This is a genomic window from Pseudomonas sp. 1 (assembly GCF_056626735.1).
In genome coordinates this window covers 1-24,355 of the sequence record NZ_JBWXMQ010000031.1, presented here as the reverse complement: position 1 = coordinate 24,355, position 24,355 = coordinate 1, and the positions used below count along the sequence as shown (strand labels likewise).

21 protein-coding genes and 1 pseudogene are annotated in these 24,355 nt (G+C 59.9%); 5 read left to right on the top strand and 17 right to left on the bottom strand.

The genetic code is table 11. The features are described 5' to 3' along the window. Positions 1 to 29: 29 nt before the first annotated feature. From AC1MDC_RS28140 to AC1MDC_RS28060, 17 genes and pseudogenes are all read right to left on the bottom strand, one after another. A complete protein-coding gene (locus tag AC1MDC_RS28140) occupies positions 30 to 659 on the bottom strand; it encodes an RraA family protein (RefSeq protein WP_085702961.1) in 630 nt (209 codons plus the stop codon). Then, positions 656 to 1,450, bottom strand: a complete 795-nt coding sequence (locus AC1MDC_RS28135) for an IucA/IucC family C-terminal-domain containing protein (protein WP_480394157.1) — start codon at positions 1,448 to 1,450, stop codon at positions 656 to 658. The genes AC1MDC_RS28140 and AC1MDC_RS28135 overlap by 4 nt, the downstream gene beginning before the upstream one ends. Then, positions 1,447 to 2,238 carry an ABC transporter ATP-binding protein gene (locus AC1MDC_RS28130; RefSeq protein WP_085702963.1) on the bottom strand — a complete coding sequence of 264 codons (792 nt, stop codon included), beginning with the start codon at positions 2,236 to 2,238 and terminating at the stop codon, positions 1,447 to 1,449. Before AC1MDC_RS28130 ends, AC1MDC_RS28135 begins: the two co-directional genes overlap by 4 nt. Before the next feature lie 10 nt (positions 2,239 to 2,248). Next, positions 2,249 to 3,280: a FecCD family ABC transporter permease gene (locus AC1MDC_RS28125; RefSeq protein WP_085702964.1), complete on the bottom strand. Its 1,032-nt coding sequence runs from the start codon at positions 3,278 to 3,280 to the stop codon at positions 2,249 to 2,251. Further along, the gene (locus AC1MDC_RS28120; RefSeq protein ID WP_085702965.1) at positions 3,273 to 4,262 is read right to left on the bottom strand and encodes a FecCD family ABC transporter permease; all 990 of its coding nucleotides are present in this window, start codon (positions 4,260 to 4,262) and stop codon (positions 3,273 to 3,275) included. The genes AC1MDC_RS28125 and AC1MDC_RS28120 overlap by 8 nt, the downstream gene beginning before the upstream one ends. Continuing rightward, positions 4,259 to 5,164, bottom strand: a complete 906-nt coding sequence (locus AC1MDC_RS28115; protein WP_480394156.1) for an ABC transporter substrate-binding protein — start codon at positions 5,162 to 5,164, stop codon at positions 4,259 to 4,261. Before AC1MDC_RS28115 ends, AC1MDC_RS28120 begins: the two co-directional genes overlap by 4 nt. After that, positions 5,154 to 7,010 (bottom strand): IucA/IucC family protein, encoded by a 1,857-nt coding sequence (locus AC1MDC_RS28110; protein WP_085702967.1) that lies wholly within the window; start codon positions 7,008 to 7,010, stop codon positions 5,154 to 5,156. Before AC1MDC_RS28110 ends, AC1MDC_RS28115 begins: the two co-directional genes overlap by 11 nt. Before the next feature lie 4 nt (positions 7,011 to 7,014). Beyond that, positions 7,015 to 7,788 carry an HpcH/HpaI aldolase family protein gene (locus tag AC1MDC_RS28105; RefSeq protein WP_085702968.1) on the bottom strand — a complete coding sequence of 258 codons (774 nt, stop codon included), beginning with the start codon at positions 7,786 to 7,788 and terminating at the stop codon, positions 7,015 to 7,017. After that, positions 7,782 to 9,644: an IucA/IucC family protein gene (locus AC1MDC_RS28100; protein WP_085702969.1), complete on the bottom strand. Its 1,863-nt coding sequence runs from the start codon at positions 9,642 to 9,644 to the stop codon at positions 7,782 to 7,784. The genes AC1MDC_RS28105 and AC1MDC_RS28100 overlap by 7 nt, the downstream gene beginning before the upstream one ends. A 22-nt stretch (positions 9,645 to 9,666) precedes the next feature. Continuing rightward, complete coding sequence (locus AC1MDC_RS28095; RefSeq protein WP_085703084.1) at positions 9,667 to 11,085, bottom strand: DHA2 family efflux MFS transporter permease subunit; 1,419 nt, start codon at positions 11,083 to 11,085, stop codon at positions 9,667 to 9,669. Continuing rightward, positions 11,082 to 12,305 carry a type III PLP-dependent enzyme gene (locus AC1MDC_RS28090; protein WP_085702970.1) on the bottom strand — a complete coding sequence of 408 codons (1,224 nt, stop codon included), beginning with the start codon at positions 12,303 to 12,305 and terminating at the stop codon, positions 11,082 to 11,084. The genes AC1MDC_RS28095 and AC1MDC_RS28090 overlap by 4 nt, the downstream gene beginning before the upstream one ends. Then, the gene (locus tag AC1MDC_RS28085; RefSeq protein ID WP_085702971.1) at positions 12,298 to 14,082 is read right to left on the bottom strand and encodes an IucA/IucC family protein; all 1,785 of its coding nucleotides are present in this window, start codon (positions 14,080 to 14,082) and stop codon (positions 12,298 to 12,300) included. Before AC1MDC_RS28085 ends, AC1MDC_RS28090 begins: the two co-directional genes overlap by 8 nt. 258 nt (positions 14,083 to 14,340) lie before the next feature. Continuing rightward, positions 14,341 to 15,717, bottom strand: a complete 1,377-nt coding sequence (locus AC1MDC_RS28080; protein ID WP_085702972.1) for a diaminobutyrate--2-oxoglutarate transaminase — start codon at positions 15,715 to 15,717, stop codon at positions 14,341 to 14,343. A 345-nt stretch (positions 15,718 to 16,062) separates the two neighbouring features. Then, positions 16,063 to 18,465 (bottom strand): TonB-dependent receptor, encoded by a 2,403-nt coding sequence (locus AC1MDC_RS28075; RefSeq protein ID WP_085702973.1) that lies wholly within the window; start codon positions 18,463 to 18,465, stop codon positions 16,063 to 16,065. Positions 18,466 to 18,533: 68 nt separating this feature from the next. Further along, positions 18,534 to 19,484: a FecR domain-containing protein gene (locus AC1MDC_RS28070; protein WP_139834837.1), complete on the bottom strand. Its 951-nt coding sequence runs from the start codon at positions 19,482 to 19,484 to the stop codon at positions 18,534 to 18,536. Beyond that, a complete protein-coding gene (locus AC1MDC_RS28065; protein WP_085702975.1) occupies positions 19,481 to 19,990 on the bottom strand; it encodes a sigma-70 family RNA polymerase sigma factor in 510 nt (169 codons plus the stop codon). Before AC1MDC_RS28065 ends, AC1MDC_RS28070 begins: the two co-directional genes overlap by 4 nt. A 244-nt stretch (positions 19,991 to 20,234) precedes the next feature. Next, positions 20,235 to 20,744: pseudogene (locus AC1MDC_RS28060) on the bottom strand (LLM class flavin-dependent oxidoreductase); the annotation flags it as partial. Positions 20,745 to 20,861: 117 nt separating this feature from the next. Here AC1MDC_RS28060 and AC1MDC_RS28055 point away from each other — a divergent pair. The 5 genes from AC1MDC_RS28055 to AC1MDC_RS28035 all read left to right on the top strand — a co-directional run bounded on the left by AC1MDC_RS28055 (position 20,862) and on the right by AC1MDC_RS28035 (position 24,318). After that, positions 20,862 to 21,980, top strand: coding sequence for an SMP-30/gluconolactonase/LRE family protein (locus AC1MDC_RS28055; RefSeq protein ID WP_480394155.1), 1,119 nt, complete (start codon positions 20,862 to 20,864; stop codon positions 21,978 to 21,980). 263 nt (positions 21,981 to 22,243) lie between these two features. Then, positions 22,244 to 22,405, top strand: coding sequence for a hypothetical protein (locus AC1MDC_RS28050; protein ID WP_176247733.1), 162 nt, complete (start codon positions 22,244 to 22,246; stop codon positions 22,403 to 22,405). A 321-nt stretch (positions 22,406 to 22,726) separates the two neighbouring features. Continuing rightward, complete coding sequence (locus tag AC1MDC_RS28045) at positions 22,727 to 23,032, top strand: hypothetical protein (protein WP_139834838.1); 306 nt, start codon at positions 22,727 to 22,729, stop codon at positions 23,030 to 23,032. A 94-nt stretch (positions 23,033 to 23,126) separates the two neighbouring features. Continuing rightward, a complete protein-coding gene (locus tag AC1MDC_RS28040; protein WP_480394154.1) occupies positions 23,127 to 24,110 on the top strand; it encodes a hypothetical protein in 984 nt (327 codons plus the stop codon). A gap of 7 nt (positions 24,111 to 24,117) precedes the next feature. Further along, a complete protein-coding gene (locus AC1MDC_RS28035) occupies positions 24,118 to 24,318 on the top strand; it encodes a hypothetical protein (protein WP_085702979.1) in 201 nt (66 codons plus the stop codon). Positions 24,319 to 24,355: the final 37 nt, after the last annotated feature.

Sequence of the window (24,355 nt, the reverse complement as noted above, 5' to 3'; positions counted from 1 at the left end):
CGCCGAAATGCTCGCCATTATTGCAGACCTCACGCGTACTGGTTGTCTTGAATCGATGGCAGCTTGTCCAGAAAAGCCGCCCTGCGCTCACGATCCAGCGCTTCCTTGGCCATGAGCTCTGGCAACAGGGATTCAGCACGAGCCACATCAAGAATGAACACGCCGTCATCATCGCCCAGCGCAATGTCCCCTGGATTGATCCGCACCCCGGCGACTTCCACGGTGCCATTGACCTCACCTCGCAGACCGATTCCACGGGTGGTGTAAGCACTAACCCCAAAGCTGAAAACAGGCAACCGGTGTTCGCGCAAGGCCGCCACATCGGTCACCGCGCCGCCGACCACGACACCTGCCAGCCCTTTGATCAGCCCGGCCAGTGTTCGCAGCTCGCCCCAGCAGGCGCACTCCTCGTCGCCTGCACATTCGATCACCAACACATCGCCCGGCTGACTGAGCAACAGCGCGTCGCGCAAGATGCTGCCATCGGGTGGAAAGACCTTAACGGTGACGACATTGCCCAGCATGCGCACATTGCAGAACAACGGTTTGATGCCGCGCAAATACCCCTGATCGCCAAAATGGCCCAGGGTTGATGGCGCGATCTGCCGATACTGTTCAAGCAGTTCCGGGCTGGCCTGTTGTTGACGGGGAACGATCATGAACATTTCCTCGGACGTGAAGGTTTTGGCCGGATGAGGGGGCATGTCGAGCAATATTCGACGGGGTCGCAGGCTCGATAGTAGAAGCAACAGGTACGGCGAAAACGGACACTGCCCCCCTCCTCCATGGGCGTGGGCGGGCGGCGGAAGTGCGTCAGCGGGTTGTAATCCAGGCCGAAGAGTTCCGGGGGGGCTTCATTGAGCAGCCAATGGAAATCCGCTTCCTGGCGCTGGCGAATCTGCGGGTCCTGCACCTTGCTCATGCGCTTTTCGTACAGCGAATAAACGCGCACGGCGGTGTTTTCCCACAGAATGCGTCGCGAAATCCCGCTGACCCGATTGAACATCTGCCATAACGGAGCCAACACGCCCGCGAACAACGCTGTCACGACTTCCGCCCGCCAGGCTTCTCGTTCTCCGGCATCGTACCGGGTGGGTGCTCGCTCGGGCATGGGCATAGAGGACGTCCAGAGCCCTTCGTCATGACCGTATTCGATCACGCAGTCCTCAAGGGACAACATCAGTCCCTGATCACAAACCGACATGGCGTACAGACAAGCGCCCGTGGCCAGAAAAGAGAACCGCTTGGCCAATAGCGATGCGGTGATGGCTCGGGTCGGAGAGCCGATCACGGGACTCAGCCGGTCGAGCAATTGCACGCACGCGTCTTCATCCAGCAATGCCGTGGCGCGAACCGAGCGTTGCCGGTCGTGCTCGGCCATGGGCTTGAGACGTAGCGGACCACTCAATACCGCCCAGTCGTGCGGTGCGAATGCCGAACTCAGGTTCATTGCGGCAACTCCCGTCCGAACGGGATGCACAGCGGTGTGCCGAAGAACGGATCGGCGATGATTCGGCAGTTGAGATCGAAGACCTGCTTGACCAGTCCCTCGGTCAGAATGTCCGCCGGACGGCCCTGGGCGAATGCCGTGCGTTGATGCACCGCGACCATATGATCGGCGTAGCGACACGCCAGGTTCAGATCATGCAGAACCATCACGATGGTCTTGTTCTCCTGACGATTGAGGTCGCGCAGCAGATCCAGCACCTCGATCTGGTGGGCCAGATCGAGAAAAGTGGTCGGTTCATCGAGCAACACGATCTCGGTATCCTGCGCGAGGGTCATGGCAATCCAGACGCGCTGACGCTGACCACCGGACAGCGCATCGACAGGCCGTTGCGCCAGATCCTGCACCCCCGTCTGCTGCATCGCCCGTTCAACCATGGCCTCATCCTGCACCGACCATTGCTGCATCCAGCTCTGATACGGATAACGCCCCAGCGCCACCAGTTGCCGTACAGTGATGCCTTCCGGCGCGCTGGGCATCTGCGGCAGGATGGCCAGTTCCCGCGCCACGGCCGCCGTCGAGCGTTGCTGGATGTCGACTCCGTTGAGAATGACCGAACCCTGTCGCGGCTTGAGCAGGCGCGCCAGGGATTTGAGCAAGGTGCTTTTGCCACAACCGTTGCTGCCGATCAGCACCGAGACTTTGCCCGCCGGCAGTTGCAGATCCAGTGCATCGATAATCACCTGGCGCTGATAGCCCAGGGTCAGTTGATGGGTCGCCATCGAAGCCATCAGTCATTCCTTAATGCCGCTGGTTGATCAAAAGATAAAGAAAGAACGGTGTACCCAGCACGGCGACGAAAATCCCGGCGGGCAAATCCAGTGGCAGAAACAGACTGCGCCCGATCAGGTCGGCCAACACCACCAGATTCGCACCGACCAGGGCCGCCATGACCGCTTGCCCGGCAAATCCCGGGGCCACCAGGCGCTTGGCAATATGCGGCGCAATCAGGCCGACAAACGCAATCGCCCCGCCCCACGCCACCGCAGCGCCGGCCAGCGCCACGCTGACCATCAACAACCCGGCGCGCAGCCACTGCACCCGAACGCCGATACCTTGGGCCAGTGCTTCATCCAGTTGCTGAAACCGCACCTGACGCGCCAGAAGTACCAGAATCGGCATGATCGCCAGCAGCCATCCCGCCAGGGCTCGAGGCTCAGGCCAACTCGCGCCATACACGCTGCCGGTCAGCCAGACATAAGCAGAAAGCGTGGTGGTCAACGGACTGAACACCAGCATGAACGTTGTCAGCGCGGTCAGCAGCGCCGACACGCCGACCCCGATCAACACCAGCCGCAGTGGCGACGCGCCGCGTTTCCAGGCCAACAGATAAATGCTCAACGCCGCCAGTCCGGCGCCGCCCATGGCCGCCAGCGGCAGGTATTGCGGGCCCAGCAGCACCGAGAAGAACGACAGGTACAACACCGCCGCCGCACTGGCACCACTGGTGATGCCCAACAGATCCGGGGACGCCAGCGGGTTACGGATGATGCTTTGCAGAATCAGTCCCGACACCGCCAATGCCGCGCCCACCAGCGCCGCCAGCAACAACCGCGGCAGCCGAAGCTGCTCGATGATGAACAGCAGGCGCTCATCCCCGCCCTGCCAGAGCAACTGCACCACGGTCAGCGGCGACAGGTTGACCTTGCCAAGCGAAAGCACGCCCAGCATGACCATCGCCGTGAACACCAGCGCGGCGAGCAGACGCCAGAGGGTAGAAAGGTCAATGCGCCGCGAGAACCCTGCGCGCCGCAATATCAGCGAGTCATTCATAGCGCCCTCCTCGCCGCGCCAGCGCAATGAAGAACGGCGCACCGAACAACGCAGTCATGACGCCGACAGGCACTTCCTGCGGAAGGATCACCACCCGCGCCAGCGTGTCGGCCAGCAGTAACAACATCGCACCGGTCAACGCGCAGCCCGGCAGCAGCCAGCGATGGTCGACCGACAAACCCCTGCGCACCATGTGCGGCACCAGCAAGCCGATGAAACCGATGCTGCCGGCCAGCGCTATCGCACTGCCCGCCAGGCAGATGATCAGCACGCCGAGCGTTAACCGGATCAACCCCGTCCGCTGCCCGAGCCCCGTCGCGATCGCCTCCCCTGCGTTGAGCACATTCACCTGCCCGGCCATCAACCATGCAGCGGCCAACGCCACCAGCACGACCACCAACAAAGGCGCCGCCAATCCCAGGTCGCGTTCGGACAGCGAACCTGCGAGCCAGAACAACACCGTATCCAGGCCTTCCTGATTGACCACCAGCAACGCTTGGCTGAACGCCGAAAACAGCGCCGTCATGGCCGCCCCCGCCAGTACGATGCGCAACGGATTGAGGCTGCCCTGCCCCCGATTGCCGATGATCCACACCAGGCTTCCGGCCACCGCTGCCCCCAGGAATGCACACCAGAGCCATTGCTGCGGAGCGCTCAAGGCAAACACCGACGTGCCGAGAATGATCGCGAACGTCGCGCCTGCGTTGATCCCGAACAGTCCGGGTGATGCCAGCGGATTGCGGGTCAGTGCCTGCATCAAGGCGCCGGCCACCGCCAGGCTGGAACCGACCGCGAGCGCCATCAGCGTCCGCGACAACCGCGTAGTCACCACCCATTCGTGGGACAGCCCCAACGCATCCGGATGGATCAGGGCATCAAGAACCTGCGCCGGTGCGATCCAGCTCGCCCCCGTCGCCAGGCTCAACATCACGCTCGACAACAACCCCAGCAACAAGCCCAGAAGCTTCACGCCTTCTCTCATGAAACGGCCTCCATGGCAGTCACTCGCGCAATCTCGTCAAGCATCAGGTTGGCCCCGAGAATGCCGCCGGACAGGCTCCAGGCCACATTGTCGACACGCCAGATCATGCCATCGCGAGGCGCACGCAATTGCCGCCAAAGCGGATGCTGCACCAGGTTCTGATAATTGCGCTGTACGCCCTGACTCTCGCTGCGCTGGAAGATAAAAAACAGATCGGCATCAACGGCCGCAAGACTTTCCTTGCTGGTGATTTTCAGCGACACCCCGCGGGCTTCCCGGGCCGCAGGCGTCCAGGCAAAACCCAGCTCAGTCAGCACGGAGCCGGCAAAACTCGCTGGCAAATAGCTGCGGATGTGATCTTCACGAATATCCAGCACCGAAACCGTCAACGGCCAGCGCCCGGCGAACCGGGCCTGCAACTGTTCACGCAAGACAGCCACCCGTTGCTCCCACAGTGCCAGCACTTGCGTGGCCTGCGCCTGACGATGCAACGCCGCCCCCATCAAGGCCAGCGTCTGTTTGAACTCGAACACTTCGTTGAGCATCACCACTGTGCCCATCTGCTCCAGCAGAGGGGCGATGCGTTGATGGCGAAAGCGCGAGCCGACAATCACATCCGGTCGCAGCAAGGCGATGTCTTCCAGGCTGGGCTGGGTTTCCAGCCCGACGTGAGGCACTCCCTGCACGGCCGGACGCAGATAGCGATACATGGGCTTTTCGCTCCATGAATCGACAACGCCGCACGGCGTCACTCCCAGCGCGACGGCACTGTCGGTGGCCCCTTGAAAAAGCGTCACCAGTCGCAACGGTTCCGCCAGCGCAATACGCGGCAGCGCCAGCATGCCGAGCGACAGGCGCAACACGCTGCGCCTGCCGATCAGCCCTTGAGGATCAACCGCCATGTGCCACTCGCTGGAACGGGTTGACCACTTCACCCTTGCCGAACGGCATGCTCCCCGGCCCGCCGGCACGTTCGATCATCGGTGTCAGCAGCAATTTCTGCGGCCAGCGTGGCGCGTCGAACAGTTGACGCTGAAGCATGGCGCGGGCCGCGTCGTCAAAGTCGATTTGGCGGATCAGGGTCTCCAGCACCGTGCGCAAGGTTGTCCAGAAGGCCGTGACCGGCACGCTGTATACCGAGGACAACGTGTCGATGATGGCTCGCACATTGACCTGCACGGCCAGGGTCTGCAGCCAGAACAACAGGTCTTCCGGGCAATTGTGATAGAGGGTATTGGCATGGCCTTTCTTGATCCGGTACTGCGGGTCGGCCATGCCGTTGCGCTCCAGCCATGGCACGAAAATGCGGAGCGAATCGTGATCGCGCAGCAGCAGGCCCTGAGCCTGACCGGCCTTCCAGACCAGCACCGCGTTCTGCCCGTGCACCTCCCCCAGCATACCCAGGCGGAACATGCGCAGGTTGACGTCGAAGAAGCGCTCGCACAATTCGCCGAACAGGGTCAGCACCGAACTGGCCTCGACGGGCAGTTGGCGATAGCTCATCCATTCATCGAAGAAGTGGCGCTGGCTACCGGGCAGCGGTGTGCCGAGCGCAGCCATTGGCAGCAAGCGGCAATCGGGATCGTCGAGCAGCGCCTGCGGGTAACTGCGCACCATCGCCGACAGGTGCCGTGGCGCCTCGTCGAACAGCGTCACCTGCGGTGGCATAAAGGCCCACCACTTGCTTTCGTCGCACAAGTGCAGGGTTTGCGCCAGCACCGGGTCGAGGGTTCGCACCTGCTGCAACAGTTTTTCGCTGAGCCCGCCGTTGATCATCTTCACCGCCGGCAGATAACGCGAAGCGCCCAGCGAGTAGATCGCCATCGGCAGCTTGAGATAGTCGGCGCTGTCGAAGCAGGGCGTCATCGAGCGCAGCGACGAGGTGGCGAATACTGAAGCTTCCTGGAAATCCAGGCGTTGGCACACGCCACGGTCGAACTCGGCCCCCAGTTGTCCTTGCAGCACGTGCTCGAATTGCCACGGATGGACCGGCAGCGCGATATGCGTTTCGTCGATCCCGCGCGACGCCAGTTCGGCCGCCAGGCTTTTCTGCAAGTCCGCCGGCAGCAGATAGCGCGCCGGATAGATGGTTTCCAGGTCCGTCACCCCTTCTCCGCCCTGCAACATGTCCTTGCGCACCGCGACCCAGTTCAACGCCACCGGCTCGGCGAATTCGGCCTGGTATTGCAGGTATTCGCTTTGCAGCAACCCCTGCTTGGCCTTGGCCAGCGGGTGGTACGGACGATCGCGCAGCGACGCCCACTGCTCCATGATCCGGAAGAATGTCGCCCCGTCCCGTGCCATCAGGTGCGTGTCGTCAACCTGATGTTCCTGCGACAGCGCGGTCTGCCAAATGCTGATGTGCAGCACTTCGAGAAACAGCGTCAGGCCTTTCTCGTTATCGGCAAAGCGTGGCCCCATGCCCGTGAACACGTGTTTCATGAACTCCACCGGGGAAAGACGCACCCAGTGTTCTTCCTGCCGGGCCAGCACGGCAGTGCCCGGGACTTTCTCCCACTGCTGGGTAATGCCGGGCCGCAGCGCGATGCTGATGAAACGCCGTTCCTGCGCGTCACAGCACCATTCCCAGATATGTTCGCCATCAAGGACCGGTGCCTGCGGATGAGCCTGGCGCCATTGCCCGGCAGAAAGAATCGACAATGGCTCGCGGTCAAAAAAGTCTTCGGCCAGCAGGCAGTCAATCAAGTCCTGCATCACGATGTCGGCGGCCTGAGTAGTGAATTTCATCGAATCAGTTTCCTTCTTGAGAAAGAGTGGCCAGTCGGGCCTGAAGGGCGCGAAACGCAATGCCGCGTTCGTCGCCAAGGACAAAGGCGTTGACCCCGCGCTCACGCCAGCGACTCAAGTCACCGCTCTGGCGAGGGATGGCGCAATACGCGATGCCAGCCGTGCGGGTGGCCTGCCAGGTGTCGAGCAGGGCTTGCTGCACGGGCGGTTGATCGATCTGCCAGGGCATGCCGAAGGACTGCGACAGGTCCGCCGCGCCTTCCAGAATCATGTCCAGGCCGGGCACCGCCGCGATCTCTGCGGCGCAACGCACGCCCTCTGCGCTTTCGATCATCGCCACCACCATGATCTGTTCGTTCGCTTCGGTCACGTACTGCGCCAGGCTGTGTTTGCCGAACGATCCGGGCCGTCCGGCATTGAGGCTGCGAACGCCCTGCGGGTGGTACTTGCACGCGGCGATGGCCGCCGCCACTTGCCCGGCGGATTCGATCATCGGCAGTACGATGCCTTGGGCACCACCGTCAAGCAGCCGCAACAGGGTTTTCGGATTCAGGTCCGCCACCCGCACCAGCGGCGTGATGCCGTAGGATTCGGCGGTGCGAATCATGTTCTCGACGGTTTCCGGGTTGATCAGCACATGCTCCATGTCGATGATCACGAAGTCGAAACCGGTCTCGGCGATCAACTCGATGGCGGCTGGCGCCGGAATCGAGCTGATCAGACCGTACACCGCCTCCCCGGTCGCCAGTTTGCGTTTCAGTTGATTGACTCTCAGCATGCTTGCGGCCTGTGGACGTGCAATGGATTGGGCACCGACTTGAAACGCCGCTCGCCATCGCCAAGCAGGCGACGCTTGGTCAACTCCTCCACTTCGTAATGTGGCGCGAACACGTCGAACAGGCCGAACCGGTCGCGGTGCTGCGGATGGGCCTGCTGGTAATCGAGGATCACTTCAGCGGTCATGCGCCAGAACTGCGCTTCTTCGAGCTGATAGTGCTGACGCAGGAAAATCGCCATCTCCGCCAGGCAGATGAAGAAGAAACAATCGCAGGAGAAATCCCGCACCGCGTTGACGTCGTCGGTCAGGATGAACGAGTTGCGATTGAGCTTTGCGTGACTGGCTGGCAGCGGCACCAGTTCAGGGCACAGTTCCGGGCGCGCCAGCTGCGCAGGCGAGTAACGCACGCCATCGTGGAAGTCCTTCAGGGCGATCCGCTGCGGCCAGCCCTGTTTCACGATCAGCACGATGTTCTGACCGTGGGATTCCATGCCAATGCCTTCGGCGTAAAGCATGTGGATGATCGGCGGCACCGTAACTTTCAGCAGTTGTCGGGTCCAGGCTTCAAGGCCGTACTCGCGGATCCACGCTTCGATAAAAGGCTGCTGCGGTGCATCGCCGTAGCGGTTTTCGACGTGGCTGAGGCCGTTGAACGGCACGGCCTGTTCGTCGGCCTTGAGGTACGAATGCAGGCTTTCGCGCCAGATCGCACCGAGGGTGCCGTAGGTTTGCGCACTGCGCGACTGCGGCAGATGGCTGTAATCGAAACTGACGCCGGCCACTTCGCCGAGGATGACGAAGTCCAGCGCACGGGCGGTGCTGTCGCTGGCAATCAGTTGCTGCAGCCAGTCGGTGATGATCGGCCCGTTCATCACCGTGTGCCGCGCCAGGATCCGCGTGCTGGAGGTGTTGGTCATGCTCATCGCCAGTTTGACGTACGGCCGCTCCCTGGCCGATGCATTGGCTAGCGTGCGAATCGACTGCTGCGCCTTGTACTGGTCATCCGAGGTCCCGAGCCAGATCAGCTCGCCACTGGCCAGCTCCTTGTAGAACGCCGGAACAATCACGTTCTCCCACTGCCACGGGTGAACCGGCAGGACGGCATAGTCCTCGATGGACCGGCCCCGGCCAGCCAATTGATCGACGATCTGCTGCCAGCGCTGTGCGCCCACTTCCTGCTTGATGAACGCCGCAAAATCCATGTGCCGGGAATGATTGACCGACGCCCGATTGCGCGCGATCGCCAGCCAGACCACGTTGATCGGTGTCGCGAATTCCGGCCCGTAGGCCCGGTTGTCATCCAGCGAAAAGCCGATGCGCGACTTGTAGCAAGGGTGATAACTGTGGGCGTCCATGAAGTGCTGTTCCAGCGCGTCGACGTCCAGCTCATGGGGTGCGCAGTCGGCCGAGTAGCCCTGGCTGCGCGACTGCAGGTCCTTGAGTTCGGTCTGTTCCAGTTCCTGAATGAAGCGCGCCAGGTGCGGGCTGTCCTGATAGTCCTCCAGCAGTTCGGCCAGGGCTTGGTGCAGATCCGGCAGGCTGCGTTCGCCGTGGCTGTCCACGCGTTCCAGCGTTTGTGGATCAAGGCGAATCAATTGAAAACTGTCGCTGAGCAGGCCTTTGCAGCGGTACTCCACCAGCTTCTGCTGCTCATCGCGTCCCATCACCACGAATACTTGTTGGCCGTTGTCCGTGGTCTGGCTGCGGTAAGTCAGCAGAGCTTCATAGAGCAACGTCTGCAACAGCTGGCCAACGACCCGCTGCTGCACCTTCTGATAAATGCCTGCGTCGACGCCCGTCAGCCAGGCACCCGGCGTCGAAGACGGTTGAGAGAATGTCGAAAAAGTCGTCGTCATGGTCATACCTTCCAAAGATGCGTTAACGATGTTCGAGCGCGGCCGGTACAGGCTCGGCCGCCTCGTCGGAAAGAGGGAAACGCCAGGCACAAGGCAGTGCCAGCAGGATCAGCAGGCCGGTGGCAAAGAACACTTCGCTGATCGCCGAAGGTGTTGCCGCCAGTTGTGCCTCGGTACCGGCGGCAGCAAGGCGGAACTCCAGCCACAGCGATGCAATGACAATCGCCAGTGACGAAACCAGCCGCCGGGAAATGTTGTTCATCGCCGCGCCCTGGGTGACCATCGGCTCAGGCAAGGCATTGAGCCCGGCGGTGGTGACCGGCATGTAAGACAGTCCCAGGCCGGCGCCGCGAACCATCATCAAGCCGAACACCAGACCGATACCTGCGTCGCTCTTGAGCAAGCCCAGCGCCAGGGTCGACAGGCCCGTCAGCAACAGGCCGATCGCGACCACCCGCCGTGGCCCGTGGCGATCCAGTGCACTGCCGCCGATGCGCCCGAACAGGCTGGCGAACACCGCCGTGCACAACAGCGACAGGCCGGTCCAGACTGCGCTGTACCCCAGCACGGTCTGCACCAGCAGGGGCAGCAACACCAGGCACTCGAACATGCCCACCGACTGCACAACGGCAATGACCACGCTCAACCGGTAACCGCGCAAGGCGAAGATTCGCAGGTTGAGCAGCGGCTCCTCGCGGCGTAGCTCGACCCGGACGAATGCCACCAGAGAGACCACCGCTGCCAGCAACATGCCGACGTTGGCCGGTTCGAGCAGTGTATCGGCGTGATGCATCCGGCTGATGGCGACCATCAACAAACCAATGCCCGAAGCGATCAACACGTAGCCTGTCAGGTCGAAGGGTTTGCGCTCCGTCGGCTCGGAGTCCGGCAGAACGCCGAGCCCCATCAGCAGCGCAATCAGGCCGATCGGCACATTCATCAGAAACAGCGACCGCCAGCTGAACCAATCCAGCAGCAAGCTGCCGCACAGAGGCCCGACCGCAGGTGCGAGCATCACCGCCGCTCCCCACAGCCCCGTCACCCGGCCTCGTTCATCCTTGGCATACACCGAGAAAATGATCGCCAGCGACAACGGAATCATCAGCCCGCTGGCGATGCCCTGCACCACTCTCGCTGCGATGACCATGGCAATCGAATCCGCCAGCGCGCCCATCAGCGAACCGCCGATGAAAAGCGCCACGCCCCACAGATACAGGCGCTTGCGGCCCAGGCGCTGGCTGAGAAAACTGGTCAGCGGCATGGTCACGCCCATGCTGGTCATGAACCCCGCAACAATCCAGGTTGCCAGCAGCGGCCCGATCTCGAACGCCGTCATGAAGGCCGGCAATGCCGGATTCAGAGAGCTGTTGTTGAGGCTGACCGTGAGCGTGCCCAGAAGCACATTCAGCACCACCCAGCGCCGTGCGGGATTGAAACTCACTGCCACAGGCCGACTCCTTCGAGCAATGCGCCCCGATGCACGAAATGTTGTGGCGGCCGTGGATGGCAGAGGAAGTCGGCGTGGGAAATGTTGTAGCCGTAGGCCCCCGCCATGGGCAGTACCAGCAAGTCCCCGACTTCGACACCGGTGAGCGGCTGCTGCCGGCTCAGGACATCCTTGGGCGTACACAGCTGCCCGACCACGGTCCAGTTGCGCTCGGTCGATTCGGCGGTCGGGGGAGTCTGCGGCAGGTGAATCAGTGGGTGGTCATGGCTTTGCGCGGCCGGCAGGCGGAACTGATGGGTGCCGCCACGGCACACGATGAAGTGCTCGCCATGGCTGGTCTTGGTGTCCAGCACCTCGATCACGTAGTAACCACAGAACGCACTGATGTACCGCCCCGGCTCGAAGCGCAGGATCGGCGCATCGGGCTGATCGTCCAGGCGGCGTTCCAGATAACGGCACAGTCGCTGCCAGTCGAACCGCTGTCCGCCCAGATAATCGACGCCGATCCCGCCGCCGACATTCAGGTGGGTCAGTTGCTCCGGGTAGGCGGCCAGGGTTTTCCATTCGTCCCAGCGCTGCAAATAGAAATCGAGCAGTTGCTCGTGTCGCTCCACCGACATCTGGTGCGACATGGCATGCACATGAAAGCCCTTGAGGCACAAATGCGTGGCGCGATCGACCCGTTGCACTGCTTCGCCGAGCTCCGATTCATCGATGCCGAAGGGCGTCGCCGTACCGGCCATGGCCAGTTTGCTCGACTGCTGTGCCGGGAGCTGAGGATTGATCCGGATAAACACCGGCTGTACCCGCCCCGCTTCATTGGCCAGCCGTTGCAGGCGCTCGATCTCGTTCAGGCTTTCAACGTGAATGGCTTCGACTTGATGGGCCAGCGCGGCACGCAAATCGGAATCGAGCTTGCCGGGGCCGGAAAACACATAGGGTTTGCGGATCGGGCAAGTCATCACCCGCTCGATCTCGCCTCCCGAGGAAATTTCGAAACCACTGACCAGCGGCGCCAGAACCTCAAGCAAGGGCGCTTCGCTGTTGGCCTTGATCGCGTAATACAGCTCGACCTTCGGCGGCAGTGCGTCCATCACCTCGCGCACGTGGGCCTGCAACGCGTCGAGGTCGTAGATGAATGCCGCCAGCGGATCCAGATTCGCGGCCCGAACACGATCGATCGCTTCCAGAACGGGAACCGTCAGATCAGCCATAACGGGCCTCCTCGCTCCAGGGTGAGACGAGCCTGACGTAGCCGGCAGCGCGATCCGCCTGGGCGCTCAGGCGCACTTTCAGGTTGGTCTTGCAGGCAATCGGCTGTCCGGCGATCAGCGCATCGAGCTCCGGCGCGGGACGCGTCAGTTCATCGCGTATGACGCGCAGTTGGCGCTCCACCCGCTGCCACATCACAGGGGCCAGGTGCGGGCGTTCCCAGCTCAGAGCGAGCACGGCTTCGGAGAGGTTGTTGATCATCAGGCAGTAGGAAATCCGGCTCCAGCCCTGCGCTCGACTGTACTGAAGCGACTGGCGCACCCGAGGGTGCAGCCCGACATCGATCTGCCGGATGCCCAGCTCCTCGGTGAGTTTCACCCCCTCGAAATCACGCAGCAGCAGCTGTTGCGGCTGACCTGAATCGTGGACCAGCACGGTGTTCTGCAGGTGCGGTTCCATCACCACGCCGTGGTTGAAGAACAACGCCAGCACCGGGCGCAGCAACAGGGCCTGGTAGCGGTCGAACCATTCCACCAGTTGTTCGTCGTCAGGTTCCTGGCCAAATGCCGCTTGCAGGAAGCCGTGCACCAGGGGGCGAGAATGGATGTCGTGGGCAAACAGAGTGCCGGCCATCACGCTGCGATCGGCACGGGAACGCAGGCAAAAGTTTTCCCGCAGGATCGCGCCGGTCTGTTCACGGAACCAATGGGCGTCCGCCTCACTGGCCTGGGGCGGCGCCCAGCTCATCGAACCGGGCTCGGCAATCACCGACAAGCCACCCAGCGTATCCGGCTGGGTTTGCAGAAGACGCTGGAACAGCTGATCGATGATCAGCGTGCTTTCCAGCTCGTACCAGGCGTTCTTGCGCACGCAGTTGGTAATGCGCACATGCAGCGAACCCTTGATGAAATAGCCATGACCTTCGATGTACCAGGTGCGCATCGACGCCGTGGGACTGGCGATCGGGCCGGTGGCACCGTGATCGACGATGTCGCCCAGTTCGAGCAGTTGCTGCACGCGTCGGTCCTGAATGAACAACTGCGCCTGCACCGGGTGCATGCAAATCATCGCGTGACCGGGCCTGGCCCGCTGCTGATCGGCAAATCCGGCCATGACCTGGCTTTCATCGAGGCCGTTGGCGGTAACGCGCAGTCCTTGCCGAGGGACTTCGAACAGATGCAACGCGGTTTGCGCCTGAAACTCGGGGGCGTAGGTCTGCTGCGAAAGATGCGCCGGCCACAAGCGGGCCTTGGGTGCCGGATGATTGGGATGACCGAACCATAAACCCTGCTCGCTGGCCAGGTAGCTGCTGAGCGGTGCCGGGCGCTGATTGTCCATGTTGTGCGCCACGATCGCGGCTGTCAGACCCTGGCTCTGCAATACCTGGTCGAGCAGTTCTTCATTGCTGGCACGGGTCATGTGCTCGCAGGCACCCAGCAACTCTGCGGCAAACTCGGCGAAACCCAGGCAACGCCAATCCCCCTGACCCTGACGGGCATAGACGTCCGATAGATAACGATGGCTGCCTAGACGGTCACGACGATCGACCATGACAAAGAACTGTTGCTCATTGGGCAGGCTGATCGTCAGCGGAATGCCCTTCCACTGCAGGCCTTCCAGATAACAGCCAGGCGCGATGCCTTGCATATCACTGGGCCAGCGATAATCGAGGCAGTTTTCCGGCAAGGCGAACTCCTTGATCAAACAATTGAGCAAGGCGCGGGTACTCGCCAACTCACTGACCATTCTTGATACAACATTGCGATCTGCTTGATTCATAGGTACTCCACAGCAGCCCGTGAGGTCACTGGTTACGTTTGCCGGGACAAAGAACAAGCGCTTGCGCCAACTTACGGAGCGCACTACAGCAACTTTAAAAAAGTCATCCCGGTGAGAATTAAATAAACAATCGATTACCGAAAGTTTCTGAAAAAGCGCTCATCACTGAAGTGCTTTCTTTAAGCGGCGGTTCGACCATTCACCCTGATCGTTCTCTAAATAACGTTCGCCAGGCTCAAACACCTTTTAAACAAACGATTACGCACGAACTTCAAGCAGTGCAGCTTCAAGTGCCGTTTCAAATCGCTGAATCACTTGCTGGCATTGTTGGTCATCAATAATCAGCGGAGGCAATAAACGAATGACATTACCCCGGCGCCCGCCCCTCTCCAGAAGCAGTCCCTGTTTGAAGCATTGCTGCTGGATGGCGACGGAAAGTACCGGGTCCATAGGAAAATGCCCGAGACGATCTGCCGGCTGGCGTTCGTCGACGATCTCAATGCCGAGCATCAGGCCCCGACCGCGCACCTGACCCAGGGCCGGATACCGTTGGCGCAAACCGTTCAGCTGATCCTTGAGCCATTGACCACGTCGTTCGGCCTGGGCCGGAAGCTGTTGATGCTTGAGCGTCTGCAGCGTTGCAAGCCCGGCGGCCATGGCCATCTGGTTGCCACGGAAGGTGCCGGCGTGATTGCCCGGTTCCCAAGCGTCGAATTCGCGCTTGATGCCCAGCACCGCCATCGGCAGACCACCACCTACCGCCTTGGACATGACAATGATGTCCGGCTCGATTTGCGCATGTTCGAAGGCAAACATCTTGCCGGTGCGACCGAAACCGGCCTGCACTTCGTCAAGAATCAGCAGGATCCCGTGCTTGCGCGTGACGTCACGGATCGCGCGCAGCCAGCTGTCCGGCGCACAGTTGACCCCGCCCTCGCCCTGTACCGCCTCGACGATCACGGCTGCCGGCAAGGTGACCCCGCTCTCGACATCCTCGATGAACTGGGTGAAGTAATGGGTCAGCGCCTCGGTGCCAGCCTCACCGCCCAACCCGAACGGGCAGCGGTACTCATGGGGATACGGCATGAATTGCACGCCAGGCATCAGGCCGGCGACGGCGTTCTTCGGCCCGAGGTTGCCGGTCAGGGCCAGCGCGCCGTGAGTCATGCCGTGGTAGGCACCGGAAAAACTGATGATGTTGTGGCGACCGGTGAACGTCTTGGCCAGTTTCAGCGCGGCTTCTACTGCATCCGCCCCCGAAGGACCGCAGAATTGCAGGCAGTAACCCTCGCCCTGCCCCGGCAACAGGCTCAGCAGGGTTTCACTGAAAGCGTCCTTGACCTCGGTCGTCAGGTCTAGGGTGTGCATCGGCAGGCCGGAAGCCAGAAAGCTGCCGATACTGTCCATGATGGCCGGGTGATTGTGCCCGAGCGCTAGCGTCCCGGCACCGGCCAGGCAATCCAGATAGGTCTTGCCTTCGACATCCGTTACCCAGACACCGTGTGCCTTGGCAATGGCCAGTGGCAACTTGCGCGGATAACTTCGAACATTCGATTCAAACTTTCCCTGTCGCACCAAATAGTCGGCATTGGTCTTTTGCAGAGGACTAATGTGCAATGCGCCATCATTCAACATCGGATCACCCTCGGTCAATTTCGATATGAAAACTATTCCCATCAACTAATTCATGCAACAGGAAGTTGGCATTTTTTTGGAATATTTACATAACGCCATTTTTAATTAAAAACCTGCGCGCACAACAAATTGCAAGTCGTTAAACCCGAACAAAATCAACTGATGCGCCATGATATGGCCATACTTTTATCATGCAACGCTCAACTTTTTATTATCTTTATTAGCAGTAATTCATTGCACAGTATCGGGATAACTACTGAATAGTGTTGTGCATAGAGTTCCTTGCTTCGTGAAATACCTTCAGAACATTCCTGCGCTGCCCTTCCATGGGCCAAGTTCCTCGTTTCAGAAGTCGACGGTTGCCGAAAGCAGATAGGTTCGTGGTGTCGAAAGCGTCAGCCCTGGCTCGCTGTCATCGGACGCACCGGCGGAGCTCCAGTAGCGTTTGTCCGCGACGTTTTCGATGTTGGCTCGCAGGGTGATGTTCTTTTCGTCGACCTTGAACGCGTAGCGCGCACCCACGTCGAAGCGCTCCCAGGCATCGATCTGCTTGTCGTTGGACTGATCCAGGTATTGCGAGCTCGAGTAGATGCCACGCCCGGTCAGGGTAAGGCCCTGGACGTTGGGCACGTCCCATTCCGCGCCGAGATTGACGTTGAATTTCGGGGTCGCCGGTGCACGGTTGCCATCGAAGGTGCCGTTGGTGGTGTGGGTCAACTCACTGTCGATGTACATGACACCGCCGAGCAGACGAAAACCCTGGAGGGGTTCGCCGAACACCGTCAGTTCCACGCCATCGTTCTGGCGTTTGCCGTTGGGGCCGAAGACCCGAGTCACCGCATTGGTCTCGTAGGCCGGTTGCTTGATCCGGAAGACTGCGGCGGTCAGGCCGAACGAACCGGCGTCATACTTTGCGCCAACCTCGACCTGTCGGCTGATAAACGGCGGGAAGATTTCGTCTTCGTTCACCGATGTTGACGGTGCGATCTTGCCTTGGCTCAGGCCTTCCATGTAGTTGGCGTACAGCGACAGTTTGTCGGTGGCCTTGAACAGGATGCCGCCGGATGGCGAGACTTTTTCTTCATCGTAGGCGGTGTCGCCTTTGACATCGTCGCTCCAGTCATCGACCTTCACCCTTTGCCAGCGGGCGCCCAGCGTCAGCAGCAAGCGATCATCGAAAAAGCCCATCGTGTCGGCGAGCGCTACACCACTGAAACGGTTTTCGGTATAGACCTTCGGATCCTGTCGCGTCGGACGCACCGGAGTTGGCGTTTCAACGGGGTTGTAGAGATTGCTCGGGGAGGCCGCATAGCGCGCACCACCGTTCTCGAAGTCCATGTAGAAGTAGCTGGCGGCGAGATTGATTTCATGGCTCACCGGCCCGGTATGGAACCAGTTGCGCACCCCGGCCGTAGCGGTACGGACGTTTTCGTCACGGGTGAAATCCCGAGGCTGGACGCTGAAGTCGCCTTTGTCGTTGGTGACCGCTACCGCGTGCCGAAGGAAATCATGATTGCTTTTGCGTACACCGACTCCGCCGTACAACAGGGTGGAATCATTGACGTCGAACTCGGCATTCACCGTTCCGAACGTATCCTTGGTACGGGCCTTACTCCAAGGCTGCGCATAGTTGTGTCTGACTTCACTGGCACTCGGGACGCGGGCATTAACACCGACCTGCACGCGCTCCTGCGGGGCGTCGGTATCACGTTCAGTACGGCCGACGTCGGTGGAAAGACGCAGGCGTTCACCGCGAAAATCCAGCCCCAGCACGGCCATGTCACGGTCGACGCTCTGATGATCCCACTCGGTGTCACCGGACTGCTTGACCCCATTGAATCGGAGGCCGAACTGATTGTCTTCGCCAAAGCGCCGCCCGACATCCACGGCGCCGCCAATTTGGTTGTTGGACGCGTAATTGGCGGTCAGCGAAGTGATCGGCTTGTCGGTTGCGCGCTTGGGCACCACGTTGATGCCGCCGCCGACGCTGCCCCGTGGCGAAATGCCGTTGATGAGCTGGGTCGGGCCTTTGAGGATGTCGACGCGGTCAGCCATTTCCATGTCGATCGTGTAAGTCGGCAAGACCCCGTACAGACCGTTGTACGCCACATCGCTGTTGAACAGACTGAAACCGCGAATGGTGAACTGCTCGTAACGGCCGCCGGCCGGGTTGGTGGCGCGGACCGAGGGATCACTGGCAATCAGGTCACCCAGGGTGCGGGCCTGCTGGTTCTTGACCGCCTCGCTCGTGTAGGTGGTCATGCTGAACGGCGTTTCCATGAAATCGCGGGAGCCCAATAGGCCTTGCGAACCACGGCGCGCCACCTGGCCACCCGCATACACGTCGCCGCCGGTTTCGTCGTTGGCGCCGAGAATCGAAGTCGGTGCGAGTTGCAGGCTGCTGCCTTCCGGTGCCGGCATCAGGATATATGCCTGCTCGCCGACCGGCTGCAGTTGCAGGCCGGAGCCCGCGAGCAAACGGGCGAAGCCTTCCTCGACACCATACTCGCCGGACAGGCCGTTGCTGCTGCGACCGCTGACCAGCGCCGGATCCACCGACAGGTTGACCCCGGCCAGCCCGGCAAACCGGGTCAGTGCGACGCTCAGACTGCCGGCGGGCACCTGATAGCTGCGACGAGCGGCCTCGTCCGCCCAGCTCACCGGCATCAAGAATGGACTGGCACTCAGGCTCAGCATGAGGCTCAACTGCAACAACGGACGCAAACGACTCGGGAATACTGCGGGCATTGGAAGAAGCTCTCGTTTTTTGTTCACTTACCTGGAATGACCGGCGAGGCGAAAAAAAGGGACAGGCTTCAGGCAATATTTTTTCGAGGAACCAGCGTGACCCAGAATCGGGTGCGCGATTGCACGTCCAGCGGCAGGCTGGCGGCCAGCAGTGACAGGATGCGGTCGGTGTTGTCGAGGCGGAAACTGCCGGTAACCCGCAAGCTTTCAAGCGCAGGTTCCCAACGCAAAAGGCCGGGGCGATAACGACCGAGTTCACGCAGGAACTCACCGAGCGGCTGATTCTGTGCCATCAGCACCCCGTCACGCCAGCCGGGCAGCAGCGCATCGAACGCACCGACGGCCCCTGCACCATTGGCCTGCAGGCGCACTTGCTGTCCGGCGTTCAGTAACATTTCAGGGCCTTGCAGCGGTTGCAGGCGCACCGCACCGCTGACGACCGACACGCGGCAATCGCGCTCGTTGAGACGCACGCACACTTCACTGCGACTGACGATGATCCGGCCATAAGGCGCCTGAATGGTCAGTGGTGCGGTTCCGGGTACGTTGAGCGCCATTTCGCCGCGCACCAAGGTCAGCAGGCGAGCACCGAGGTCGATGTTCACGGCACTGGCGGTATTGAGTTGCAAGGTACTGCCGTCGGCCAGGGGAATGCGTTTGTGTTCGCCGGTGCCGGTCTGCAAGTCGGCGCGCCAGACATCCAGCGGGAGCTGACGCCCGATCAGCCATGCAGTCGGCACCAGCGCCGTCACCCCAAGCGCCCGTTTGAGTGCGGCACGGCGAGCAGGATCAGGACGATCAAGCGTGGCCATCGCCAATACCGACGGCAAGCCGAAAAAACGCTGACGCAGCATCTGCGCCTTTTGCCAGGCATGCTCATGACTACTATGGCTGTTGCGCCAGTTCTGCAGGCGCGCCTGATCGTCCTGGGTAGCCTCGCCGGACTCCAGCAATGTCAGCCACTGCGCAGCCGCCCGTGCAATCTCGCGGGCTTCGCTGGAGGGTGCCGCGCGCATCACCAGTCCACCAGCAGGCAATGCTCATAGGCTTGGGCCATGTAGCGTTTGACCGTACGTTCGGAAACTTGTAGGCGTTCGGCGATTTCGCGATAGCCCAGGCCTTCGAGCTGGCTCCACAGAAATGCGCGACGAACTTCCCGGGGCAAACCGTCGAGAAGTTCATCGAGCGCCTGGAGGGTTTCGAACACTACCCAGCGCTGCTCGGGGGACGGGACACAGTCTTCAGGCAAGTGGGCCAACGCGTCCAGATAAGCTTTTTCCAGACTGCGTCGGGTATAGAAATTACTCAGCAGGCGTTTGCCGACGGTCAACAGATAGGCGCGCGGTTCGCGCATTTCGGCGACGGGTTGTGAACTGCACAACACCCGCATGAACGTGTCCTGACTCAGATCCGCCGCATCCCACGCGTTGCCCATGCGCTTTCGCAGCCAGTTTTCCAGCCAGCCTCGGTGGTCTCGGTACAAGGTGTGTAGGCTGTGCTCCGGTGGCGTCGCTGCTTCAATCATCTCAAGAGACCCTGCGCGAAGGATATAAATGAGACTGATTCTAATTAATATTTCACTGAGAAACCAACCCCTTTTCTGTTGGATAAATCGCAAATTTCGGTAGGAACACGGCTCAGGAAGGCGCAAAGCCCCGAATTTTTTCCTACACACCCGGCACGGCCACCAAAGCCGCGACGACCTCGCTCGACCCGCTGGCGCACCTGTTCCCTGCGCAGCGCTGGAATAACAGATGCTGAGTGTCAGCCTAAAGCGCCTTGTCGAAGCGGAACGAAGCCCCATAAACCGAGGCAGGCAGGTGATTGGAGTGATTTGCCCTTAACCGCGAACGGAAGGTGCCGCTTTGTGGCTGATTCCGGTACAGCCCACGCTTTTGCAGTTCGGGAATGACCAGTTCGACAAAGTCCTCAAGACTGCCTGGGCTGATCAGCGGGTTGAGCATATAGCCACTGGTGCCGGATATTCGCGCGTGCTCTTCGATGCGATAGGCGACTTGCTGCGGTGTACCGACCAGAATCAGGTCGCTGCCACGAGTAACGCTGGCGAAGCGCTTTTTCACATCACCCGCCGTCAGCGGCTGACCACTGCCATCGGGGCGCATCACGTAAGAGGTCAGGCCTTCGGTGTGCATCGATAGTGCATCGCTGTCGGCGTAGCGGCTGATGTCGATGCCGGTGTCGCCGGCGTAACTGACCAGTTGTGCCTGCAAGTGATAGGTGCTTTGCAACTCGTCGTATTTACGCTGGGCTTCGATTTCGGGCGAAGGCCTTAATCTCCAAGCCCGACCAGACTTGAATAACAAATCACTTGTACGATGTCCTATCACGGGCTATTACTGCGTCTCCAAAAAAAATAAAACCATGGAGATCGCTACATGGGCTCATCCCTGTCCGCCAAGCCTGACAACCTCGAACAGGTAAAAGGCAATACACGCCGCAGCTTCCTGAAGAAGTCCCTCGCTGTTTCCGCCACGCTCGCCACCGGCAGCGCCTTGCTGCCCAGTTTCTCTGAAGCTGCCGAACCGTTGAGTCAACGCTACCCGGATCCACTGATTCATATCCTCGACGACAGCTTCCTCGACCTGCGTATTTTCAACGCTAGTGTGGAAAAACTCGCCACCGGCATGCGCTGGGCCGAAGGACCGGTCTGGGTCGGTGATGGCCGCTATTTGCTGGTCAGCGACATCCCCAATAATCGCATCATGCGTTGGGATGAAATCACCGAGACCTTCACCGTGTACCGTGAACACTCGAACTTCTCCAACGGAATGTGCCGGGATCGCCAAGGGCGTCTTATCGTCTGCGAAGGCTCTACCACCACCAGCGAAGGCCGCCGCGTCACACGCACCGAATACAACGGCACGATCACCGTGCTGGCCGACAGCTTTGATGGCAAGCCCTTCAACTCGCCCAACGACATCGTCTGCAAAAGTGACGGATCGATCTGGTTCACCGACCCGCCATTCCAGACCGGCAACAATTACGAAGGCCACAAAATCACCCCGAGCCAACCCCACGCCGTTTACCGCATCGATGGTGAGAGCAGAAAGGTCACTCGGGTGATCGACGACCTTAACGGCCCTAATGGCCTGTGCTTCAGTCCCGACGAAAAAACCCTGTATGTCGTCGAAGGCCGCGCCAAACCCAATCGCTTGATCTGGGCAATTGCCGTGAACGAAGACGGCACACTGGGCGAGCGCCGCAAGCACATCGAGGGGCTGGACTACGCGGCAATCGACGGTATCAAGTGCGACGAAGCGGGCAACCTGTGGTGCGGCTGGGGCGGCAATGGTGATCCCAGGGCCGATCTGGAAAAACTCGACGGCGTGCGTGTTTTCAATCCACAGGGCAAGGCCATCGGCCATATTTCGCTGCCAGAGCGCTGCCCGAACCTGTGCTTCGGGGGGCGCGAAGGGAACAGGTTGTTCATGGCAAGTAGTCACTCGATCTACTCGCTTTTTGTGAATACTCGCGGGACTACGTTTGCTGTGTAAAAACGCCGTTCATCTCGCGATCGCTTCGTGAGCATCGAAACAATATCTCGCCGCGCAGCCAGGGATGCGAGCCGTGCGACTGGCGTATGCCACTGGCGAATGGAGTCTTCAAGGAATGTTGGGAAGATCATTCTGACAATGCACCCGGAAGATTCGCCGTAACACACCAGCAGCGTTCAAGGATGAACATTCATTCATCGAAAACAGGCTTCGATGCGTCTATTCTGCGGGTTACGACATAGTGACTACAGGAGTAACCCACCATGTTCTCGCACGAAAGCCTCCCGCTGATCATCCTCTTCACCATCCTGCTGATTGGCATACTGACCGCCATCCTCCATCCCGTACATGCGTTCCATAGCTGGCTTCAGAGACGCCGGAAAAGATCATCCGCCGAAGTTGTCAGCAAGGCGGATTCACGCTGACGTGCAAAACTGGCCCGGATGAATCCGGGCCTTTTTCAGCGTGCAGGCAATGGCGCCAGGCAGTGCGGATCAATATTCGCCCCTCTCCCCTCTACACAAGAAAAGCTTCACGCTGTGAAGTGAGTCTTCCTCTCTACACGAAAAAATGCCGCTTCATTGTCAGATGGCATTTTTCCGCCTATCTTGATTAAAACCTATACAAACTTATTAGCCGCGTACAATTTCTTTTACTACGGATACGCTCCCACGCGAGATTCCGTGACGAGTCACCTTAATGAGACGCCTATAACCCTGTACGCGCCCCTCACTGCGTACAAGAAAATGCTTCGAACGTTCTCCCTCAACACCTGCAATCAGGAAGTAAGGCAATGTCTCGATTGGGACCTGCTGACTGATCGCTTTGCCGTCGACGAAGGCTTTGCCCAGGTGTTCAACCTCGACCCGAGCCTGGGGCGCGAGGGCCTCAGCCTCGAACAAGTGATCACCAGCGTGCACCCCGACGATCGGGATGCGCTGACCACGGCGGAGTGGCCGCTCATAGCCGATGGCTGCCGGGCGCATCTCCGCATCTTCGGCAAGTGTCAGACAATGAGAGATAATCCTGGGGGGCGTGGCCGTGGTGAATGAGCTCGGCCAATCGACGTGAGCGTGACGTGATTATCCTGCGGACTGACATATGAACATCTGACATCGTCCGCTAGTTAAATATCGAGTGAAAATTTTGGACACCATTTCAAGCAACGACGATATCGAAGATTACATCGGATTTTATGATGAAAAAGGGTTCTGGGTTGAGGACTGGTTGGATGTCGACGATCCGACTGACCGCCGCAAGCTGAATGGCATTATTCCCGACCCGGTGATTTGGCACCGCACACCGAAATTTTCAGCGGTCATCTGCGTCGACGGGCTGATGCTGCTTCATATTAGTGAATTAGCGAAGACCCGCCCGTCCATGAGCGACCCTGACCAGATTGCAGAAGCCGTTCAATGGTGGGACGAACATATGGATTATGCCAATGTGATGCAGCTTTACATTGAGTCTGAATCCATCGCCTGCCCTGACTCCGGAGAAATTTCGTTCTGTGCGGTATCGATGGAGGATACCTGCCGTGTCGGCTTTATCGGACAAAACCCTGTGCGGAAAAATCACACGAACAAATTATCTTTGATGGCTGCAAGATGCACATCATTCATAGGCACCTATTCGACACCCTCCCACGACATTGGGACATGGTCAAGTTTCACAAAGGTGAAGGCTGCTACGATCAAAAACGCATTGCAGCATTTTGAACAAGCCATCGAAAACCCGGAACTAATTAAGCGACTCGCTTTGATCGCCAAAGCAAAGTTCGCATTCAGCAACCATGACTTCAGAGGATCGTTCACGATGATCTGGTTTGTTGTCGAGTCCTCTCTCAAGCAGTTATGGGACTTACACAAAACGGTTCACAACTCAAAAAAACCGACTGTAGGCGACATGCTCAAAAACTTAAACAGCAGCGGTACAATCAGTCCAGATTTGTTCGCCCTCCTGGACGACCTCCGAGATCGTGTACGCAACAAACTAATGCATCAACCCGTTACAACCGTCTGCATGCCTTTGGATTGCCACAAAGTGGCTGATGGCGCGATGGGTTTATTGAAAACAATTGGGGGTGTTCCGGATCTGATAATCAAATTGAATTATAAAGTCGAATTTTGACTTAACGATGAAATTCGGCACACCTGCCCTGCTGCCCGTTCTTCAGATTGCGACCAACCAAACCTTTGCACAGGATGGCGGTGATCGCGTATCAGCACGACACCAAGCGATCCTGATACAAGCCCGTGAGGCCTCCGCCCGCAAAAATGACGAGGCGGTGGCCAGCCAAGACATCAAACCCGTCAACCCGACCTGCTCGGCCAGATGATCGAAGAGTGCCGATGCGTCGCTGTTACACGTGATCA

Bases quoted from the DNA above. Each gene is read 5' to 3' on its own strand.
- AC1MDC_RS28140 (WP_085702961.1), bottom strand. From the start codon at position 659: ATGATCGTTCCCCGTCAACAACAGGCCAGCCCGGAACTGCTTGAACAG.
- AC1MDC_RS28135 (WP_480394157.1), bottom strand. From the start codon at position 1,450: ATGAACCTGAGTTCGGCATTCGCACCGCACGACTGGGCGGTATTGAGT.
- AC1MDC_RS28130 (WP_085702963.1), bottom strand. From the start codon at position 2,238: ATGGCTTCGATGGCGACCCATCAACTGACCCTGGGCTATCAGCGCCAG.
- AC1MDC_RS28125 (WP_085702964.1), bottom strand. From the start codon at position 3,280: ATGAATGACTCGCTGATATTGCGGCGCGCAGGGTTCTCGCGGCGCATT.
- AC1MDC_RS28120 (WP_085702965.1), bottom strand. From the start codon at position 4,262: ATGAGAGAAGGCGTGAAGCTTCTGGGCTTGTTGCTGGGGTTGTTGTCG.
- AC1MDC_RS28115 (WP_480394156.1), bottom strand. From the start codon at position 5,164: ATGGCGGTTGATCCTCAAGGGCTGATCGGCAGGCGCAGCGTGTTGCGC.
- AC1MDC_RS28110 (WP_085702967.1), bottom strand. From the start codon at position 7,010: ATGAAATTCACTACTCAGGCCGCCGACATCGTGATGCAGGACTTGATT.
- AC1MDC_RS28105 (WP_085702968.1), bottom strand. From the start codon at position 7,788: ATGCTGAGAGTCAATCAACTGAAACGCAAACTGGCGACCGGGGAGGCG.
- AC1MDC_RS28100 (WP_085702969.1), bottom strand. From the start codon at position 9,644: ATGACGACGACTTTTTCGACATTCTCTCAACCGTCTTCGACGCCGGGT.
- AC1MDC_RS28090 (WP_085702970.1), bottom strand. From the start codon at position 12,305: ATGGCTGATCTGACGGTTCCCGTTCTGGAAGCGATCGATCGTGTTCGG.
- AC1MDC_RS28085 (WP_085702971.1), bottom strand. From the start codon at position 14,082: ATGAATCAAGCAGATCGCAATGTTGTATCAAGAATGGTCAGTGAGTTG.
- AC1MDC_RS28080 (WP_085702972.1), bottom strand. From the start codon at position 15,717: ATGTTGAATGATGGCGCATTGCACATTAGTCCTCTGCAAAAGACCAAT.
- AC1MDC_RS28075 (WP_085702973.1), bottom strand. From the start codon at position 18,465: ATGCCCGCAGTATTCCCGAGTCGTTTGCGTCCGTTGTTGCAGTTGAGC.
- AC1MDC_RS28065 (WP_085702975.1), bottom strand. From the start codon at position 19,990: ATGATTGAAGCAGCGACGCCACCGGAGCACAGCCTACACACCTTGTAC.
- AC1MDC_RS28055 (WP_480394155.1), top strand. From the start codon at position 20,862: ATGGGCTCATCCCTGTCCGCCAAGCCTGACAACCTCGAACAGGTAAAA.
- AC1MDC_RS28050 (WP_176247733.1), top strand. From the start codon at position 22,244: ATGTTCTCGCACGAAAGCCTCCCGCTGATCATCCTCTTCACCATCCTG.
- AC1MDC_RS28045 (WP_139834838.1), top strand. From the start codon at position 22,727: ATGCTTCGAACGTTCTCCCTCAACACCTGCAATCAGGAAGTAAGGCAA.
- AC1MDC_RS28035 (WP_085702979.1), top strand. From the start codon at position 24,118: ATGAAATTCGGCACACCTGCCCTGCTGCCCGTTCTTCAGATTGCGACC.